This is a genomic window from Xanthomonas sp. SHU 308 (genome assembly GCF_000364645.1).
Classification (GTDB): Bacteria; Pseudomonadota; Gammaproteobacteria; order Xanthomonadales; family Xanthomonadaceae; genus Xanthomonas_A; species Xanthomonas_A sontii.
Genome location: NZ_AQOK01000534.1, coordinates 1 through 6,624, shown reverse-complemented (window position 1 = coordinate 6,624; position 6,624 = coordinate 1). Strand labels below are relative to the sequence as shown.

Below are 6,624 nucleotides of genomic sequence, written 5' to 3'. Positions count from 1 at the left end.
GTACCTGCGGCTTGGCCAGCAGCCGCCATTGCGTGCCACGCGCCGGCAGCCCTTCCATCGCCGCGCGCAATTCGCGCAGGGTCTGTTCCAGCGCCTGCGCCGGCGCCTGCAGGCTGGCCAGCGCGCCGGCGACATTGCGACTCTCGGCCACGCAGTCGCGCGCCAGTTCCTGCAGCGGGCGCATGCCGAAACCTTCGCCGAAGAAGTTCGCCGCCAGCTCCGGCAACTGGTGCGCCTCGTCGATCACGAAGGCCTGCGCGCCGGGCAGGATTTCGCCGAAACCTTCCTGCTTCAGCGCCAGGTCGGCCAGCAGCAGGTGGTGGTTGACCACCACCAGGTCGGCCGCCTGCGCGCGCTGCCGCGCCTGCACCACGAAGCACTCGCCCCAGAACGGGCATTCGGTGCCCAGGCAGTTGTCGACGGTGGAGGTGACCAGCGGTAGCAGCGGCGAATCGTCGGCCAGCGCGTCCAGCTCGGCGATATCGCCGAAGCGGGTGCGTCCGCTCCAGGCGACGATGCGCTGGAACTGCGCGACCTGCTCGCGCGCGGTGAAGCGCGGCTCGCCGCGGGCCTGCTGCAGACGATACTTGCACAGGTAGTTGGCGCGCCCCTTCAGCAGCGCGCTGCTCAGGCCCACGCCTAGCGCCGCGCGCACCCGCGGCAGATCGCGATGGTAGAGCTGGTCCTGCAGCGCGCGCGTCCCGGTGGAGACGATGGTCTTCAGCCCCGACAACAGCGCCGGCACCAGATACGCATAGGTCTTGCCGGTCCCGGTGCCGGCCTCGGCCAGCAGCACGTCGCGCTGCTCGAACGCCTCGGCGATCGCCGCGGTCAACCGCAACTGCGCCGGCCGCGGCACGAACGCATCGAGCTGACGCGCAAGCGCCCCGCCTTCGCTGAGGGCTTCGGTGCTTGCGTGAGCTAACGACATGGGAATGGGGAGTCGGGAATGGGGAATGGTTAGAGCAGCAGCGCTACCAGCTCACTGTGACTGCTGCCGGCAGAGCGGGAAGACCGAGCGCCGCCAGCGTGACGAGCCGCCAGAAACGCAGCTTTTACCCATTCCCCATTCCCGACTCCCCATTCCCAGCCCTCAGTACCTCTTGATCCCCGGCACCGTGCACCCGGCGATCTGGGCGTGCGCCGAGGCGGCGTTTTCCTTCTGCCCGCGGGCCAGGCGCGCCTGTTCGATGGTCGCCCAGTGGCGGCGGCACAGCGGGCCGGTCTGCGAGCCCAGGTCGATGGCGCGCTTGGCGAAGGCTTCGGCCTGGGCGTCGTCCTTCTGCAGCAGCGCCACTTCGGCGCGGTCCTGCAGCAGCGCCGGGTCGTCCGGCACCAGCTTCAGCGCCTGGTCCAGGGCTGCTGCGGCACCGGCCAGGTCGCCGGCGCTGCGCTTGCGCTTGGCGCTCTCGCGCAGATCCTCCACTTCCGGATCGCGCAGCGGCTGCACGCTCAGTTCGGTGTCGTCGGCACCGCCGCTGGCATCGATCGCGGCGATGCGCTGCGCCGGCGTGGTGGTGTCCACCGGTGCGGCCGGGGGCGGCGGCGGCGGTGCGCTGACGCAGGAGGCGAGCAGCAGGCTGAGGGCGGCGATGGCGGGAAGACGTGGGGTCATGAGCGGTATCCGGGATCCGGGAATCAATGCGCCGGCGGCGGCGCGGCCGCGTCGGCAGGCGGGTCTTTCTTCTTGTCCAGGCCGAACCAGCTGCGCCAGCCGCCGCCCTGGTGTTCGCCCTCGGCGGGCGCGGCCTCTTCCGGCAGCGCCTGCGGCGGCGTGCACGCGGCATACGCCGGCACGAAGCCGACCACGAACGGGAACTGGCGCGCGCCGGGGCAGGTCGGGTCGGTGCTGTTGTACCCCACCGGGTCCATCCACTGCCAGTCGATGCCCTTGCCCTGCACCTGCAGCGGCGCGCTCGGCAGCCGCGAGAAGATGCCCGACCACACCCGCATCGCACCGGTGGCGCCGTACAGGCCGGTCTGCTTGTTCTGGTCGTTGCCGATCCAGATCACCGCTAGGTGGTCGCCGGTGTAGCCGGCATACCAGCTGTCCACGCCATCGTTGCTGGTACCGGTCTTGCCGGCCGGCGACAGCTTGCCCAGGCCATCGCTGAGCAACTGCCGCGCGGTGCCGTTGCTGACCACCTGCTGCAGCGCCATGCCCACCAGGTTGGCGGCGATGGAGTCGCCCTCCTGCGCCGGCGCCGGGGTCTTGTCGTAGCGCTTGAGCAGCTTGCCCTGCGGATCGAGCACGCCGCGCACCGCATGCAGCGGCTGGATTTCGCCACCGGAGGCGAGGAACTGGTACAGCTGCGCCATCGCGTACGGGCTCTGGTCGGTGGCGCCGAGGATCAGCGACGGATTGACCTCGGCCTCGATGCCGGCCAGCACCTTCACCAGTTGCGCCACGCGCTCCGGCCCGACCTGCATGCCGATGCGCACCGTGGCCTGGTTGTAGGAATGCGCAAGCGCATCGACCACGCGCACCGTGCCGTGGCTGCGGCCATCGGAATTGCCCGGGCTCCAGGTGCGGCCGCGGCCCAGTTGCACGGTGACCGGGGTATCGTCGACCCAGCTGGCCAGCGAGTAGCGGTCCGGCTGCGCCAGCGCCAACAGGTACACGAACGGCTTGAGCAGCGAGCCGACCTGGCGCTGCGCCTCGATCGCGCGGTTGAAACCGGGCTGGGCCACGTCGCGGCTGCCGACCACCGCCAGCACCTCGCCGTTGTGGGTGTCGGTGAGCACCAGGCCGGCCTGCAGCGGCGGGCGCTTCTTGTTGGTCTCCAGCGAAATGATGGTGCGCGTCACCGCGCCCTCGGCATAGGCCTGCGCCGACGGCGACATGCCGGTGAGCACGCTCAGGCCGGCGCCCTGCAGCGCGCTTTCGGGGTAATCGCGTGCCAGCTGGCGCCGCACCAGGTCGACATAGGCGGGGAACCGGTTGGCCGCGACCAGGCCGGGTTCGGCCGGCACGCCCAGCGGCGCGGCCAGTGCCTTGCGATAGGTCGGCTCGTCGATCAGCTCGCTCTCGCGCAGCTTGCCGAGCACGAAGTTGCGCCGGTCCAGCGCGCGCTCGGGATAGCGCCGGGGGTCGTAGTAGGACGGCCCCTTGACCAGGCCGATCAGCAGCGCCACCTGCTCCGGCGCCAGCGCATCGAGTTCGCGGCCGAACCAGAACTCTGCACCAGACGCGACACCATGCACCGCCTGGCTGCCGCGCTGGCCCAGGTACACCTGGTTCAGATACGCCTCGAGGATGGTGCGCTTGTCGTAGCGCGCCTCCATGATCAGCGCGTACAGGATCTCGTTGAACTTGCGGGTGACGGTCTGTTCCTTGCCAATGCCGAGCAGGCCGCTGCGCGCCAGCTGCTGGGTCAGGGTGCTGGCGCCCTGCCGGCTCTTGCCGCCGGAGCGCACCATCACCCAGGCCGCGCGGACCATGCCGCTGAGGTCGATGCCGTGGTGCGAATTGAAGTCGCGGTCCTCGACCGCCTGCAGGCCGGTGACCAGCAGTTCCGGCACCTCGTCCACGCGCACCAGGCGTCGCTCTTCCTGCTTCTGCCCGTACAGAGTGGCGATGCGCGCCGGATCCAGGCGCGCGGCCTTGAGCGCCTTGCGGGTCTGCGCATCGCGCAGCGCCACCACGCGGCCGCCGGCCAGGCCCACCTCGATGCGCCGCGGCGCGACCCGCCCGTCGACATCGACGTAGCCGCGGCTGGCGATGGTGAAGCGGCTGCCGTCCTGCTGGTAGCTACCAGGGCGCTCGGCACCGGCGTCGGCGCGATAGCTGGCCGCATCCAGTTCGGTCTTCAGCGTCTGCGGATCCATCGCCGTGTCCGGCGCCAGCACCAGCGGCCGCGCGTAGACACGGGTGGGGATCTGCCAGCGCAGTTCGCCGAAACGCTGGGTGACCTGTTTGTTCAGATAGACCGTGTACGGAATCAGGAAGCCCAGGCCGAGTGCGGCGGCGGCCAGGCCCCAGGTGAGCAGCCGCCTGCGCCATACCGTGGCAGGGCTGTCCAGGGCGTCGTCCTGATCGTCGGTGTCGTGATCGTCGTAGCGTCGGGGCACGGGAATGCGAGAATGTAAATTCCGCCGAGTCTAGCGCAGCCCAGCGGGCAGCGCGGCGCGACGGCCTCTTCGTTTAAGTTGGAGTGGTACCGGATGTCGATGTCGTGGGCGAATGCGCGCTACGCCCTGAACCGCCTGGCCGGCCTGGTCCGGCGCGGCCTGACCAGCCTGCGCACGCGCGGCTGGCGCAGCACCTGGGAGCGCCTGCGCGTGCATGCGCAACCGCTGCCGCCGCCGCAGCGCGCGCTGTTCGCGGTGGACGCGGCGCCGTTCGCGCCGTTCGCGGTGCCGAACAGTCCCGCACCGCTGGTCAGCATCGTGATCCCGGTCTACAACCACGTCGACCACACCCTCGCCTGCCTGCGCGCGCTGGCCGCGCATCCGCCGGCCGCGCCCTGCGAGATCCTGGTGATCGACGACGGCAGCAGCGACGACACGGCGCAGTGGCTGCCGCAGGTGGTCGGCCTGCACTACCACGTGCGCGAGCGCAACGGCGGCTTCATCGCCACCTGCAACGACGGCGCCGCGCGCGCGCAGGGCCGCTACCTGGTGTTCCTCAACAACGACACGGTGCCGCAGCCGGGCTGGCTGGACGCGCTGCTGGATACGTTCGCGCAGTTGCCGCAGGCCGGTCTGGTCAGCGCGCAACTGCTGTATCCCGACGGCCGCCTGCAGGATGCCGGCGGCGTGGTCTTCGCCGATGGCAGCGCCTGGAGCTACGGCCGCTTCGAGTCGCCCGACGATCCGCGCTACGCCTACCTGCGCGACGTCGATTACGGCAGCGGCGCGGCGCTGGCGATCGAGCGCGCACGCTTCATGGCGCTGGGCGGCTTCGACACCCGCTACATGCCGGCCTACTACGAAGACACCGACCTTGCCTTCGCGGTACGCGCCGCCGGCTTGCGCACGCTGGTGCAGCCGGCCAGCCGCGTGGTGCACGACGAGGGCACCAGCAACGGCACCGACACCGGCAGCGGGATCAAGGCCTACCAGGTACGCAACCGTGCGGTCTTCGCCAGCAAGTGGGCCGAGGTGTTGGTGCAACACCTCGCTCCAGGCGAGGTGCCGGTGCCGGCGCTGCTGCATCGCCGGCAGCGCCAGGTGCTGATCCTGGACGAAGCGCTGCCGCAGCCGGACCGCGACTCCGCCTCGCTGCGCCAGCTCAACCTGATCCGCCTGCTGCTGGAGGAAGGCGCGCACGTGGTATTCGTGCCCAGCGAACGCAGCTATGCCAGTCGCCACAGCGAGACCCTGCAGCGGCTCGGCGTGGAGGTGTGGTACGCGCCGTACCTGAAGAACCTGACCTGGTTCCTGCAGCAGCACGGTGCGCGCTTCCACAGCGTGCTGCTGGTGCGCCACCACGTCGCCCACGCCTGCCTGCCGCTGCTGCGCCGGTTCGCGCCGCAGGCACGGCGCCTGTTCGACACCGTGGACCTGCACTACCTGCGCGAGCGCCGCGGCGCCGAACTCGCCGGCGATGCGCGCCTGCTGCGCGAGGCCGAGCGCACCCGCGCGCGCGAACTGGAGGTGATGGCGCAGGTGGACGTGACCGTGCTGGTCAGCGCGGTCGAACGCGAACAGTTGCAGCGCGAGGCGCCGCAGGTGCGCACGGCGCTGATCTCGAACCTGCACGAAGTCGCCGGCCCCGGCCTGCCGTGGGCGCAGCGCCGCGACCTGGTATTCGTCGGCGGCTTCCGCCACGCGCCCAACGTGGACGCGGTGCGCTGGTTCCTGCAGGAGGTGTTTCCGGCGGTGCGCCTGCGCCTGCCCGAGGTGCGCTTCCACTGCATCGGCGCGGACATGCCGGAGGACATCCGCCGCCTCGGCGAGGCCACCGCGGGCGTCGAACTGCTCGGCCACGTGCCCGACATCGCTGCCTACATGGACGGCATGCGCATCGCCGTGGCGCCGCTGCGGTTCGGCGCGGGGGTCAAGGGCAAGGTCAACCTCAGCATGGCCCATGGCCAACCGGTGGTGGCCACCGCGTGCGCGGTGGAAGGCATGCATCTGCGCGACGGCGAGGACGTGCTGATCGCCGACGACCCCGCCGCGTTCGCTGACGCCATCGCGCAGTTGTACGCCGATCCGGCGCTGTGGCAGCGGCTGGCCGACAACGGCCTGCGCAACATCGAAACCCACTTCTCGCTGGACGCTGCGCGCGCTACGGTGCGCGAGGCGTTCCTGGCCTGAGCGGTGATGGCGCGCCGTCGTCGATCGCGTCGGGACTGAAGTCCCTCCCGCAATGGTGTTGCGAGCATCGCCGCTATGGCCGGCAGCCGGCAGGCGCTGTCGCGCACCCACGTGCGCACTGCAAACCAAGACGCTCGCAGCCCCGGACATACAACCGATCGCCGGAACCTCTCAACGCCCCCTGTGGAAGGGACTTCAGTCCCGACGCGCCGCACCATCAACCTGGGGAAGCCCCCACTTCACTGCGCCCACTAGCGCCCCGGACTGAGGCTACGCAAACGGCGCTCGAAGGCGGCCAATTCAGGGGTCGCCGGATCGATCGCGCGGGCGCGCTGCAACGCCTGCCGCGCGAAGCCGGCATCA

Annotated in this window: 4 protein-coding genes; 1 reads left to right on the top strand and 3 read right to left on the bottom strand. The window is 70.7% G+C overall.

All coding sequences use genetic code 11. From position 1 onward, the window contains the following. The 3 genes from D588_RS0115945 to mrcB all read right to left on the bottom strand — a co-directional run. The coding region (locus D588_RS0115945) for an ATP-dependent DNA helicase (protein ID WP_026143778.1) at nt 1–931 on the bottom strand (931 nt) is incomplete at its 3' end. 162 nt (nt 932–1,093) lie between these two features. After that, the gene (locus tag D588_RS0115940) at nt 1,094–1,615 is read right to left on the bottom strand and encodes a tetratricopeptide repeat protein (RefSeq protein WP_010343249.1); all 522 of its coding nucleotides are present in this window, start codon (nt 1,613–1,615) and stop codon (nt 1,094–1,096) included. Nucleotides 1,616–1,638: 23 nt separating this feature from the next. Then, nucleotides 1,639–4,071: a penicillin-binding protein 1B gene (gene mrcB, locus D588_RS0115935; RefSeq protein ID WP_017916690.1), complete on the bottom strand. Its 2,433-nt coding sequence runs from the start codon at nt 4,069–4,071 to the stop codon at nt 1,639–1,641. Nucleotides 4,072–4,164: 93 nt separating this feature from the next. Here mrcB and D588_RS0115930 point away from each other — a divergent pair, with 93 nt between their 5' ends. Continuing rightward, the gene (locus D588_RS0115930) at nt 4,165–6,261 is read left to right on the top strand and encodes a glycosyltransferase (protein WP_026143777.1); all 2,097 of its coding nucleotides are present in this window, start codon (nt 4,165–4,167) and stop codon (nt 6,259–6,261) included. Nucleotides 6,262–6,624 lie beyond the last annotated feature (363 nt).

Coding starts and splice junctions, on each gene's coding strand:
- D588_RS0115940 (WP_010343249.1), bottom strand. CDS start 1,615: ATGACCCCACGTCTTCCCGCCATCGCCGCCCTCAGCCTGCTGCTCGCC.
- D588_RS0115930 (WP_026143777.1), top strand. CDS start 4,165: ATGTCGATGTCGTGGGCGAATGCGCGCTACGCCCTGAACCGCCTGGCC.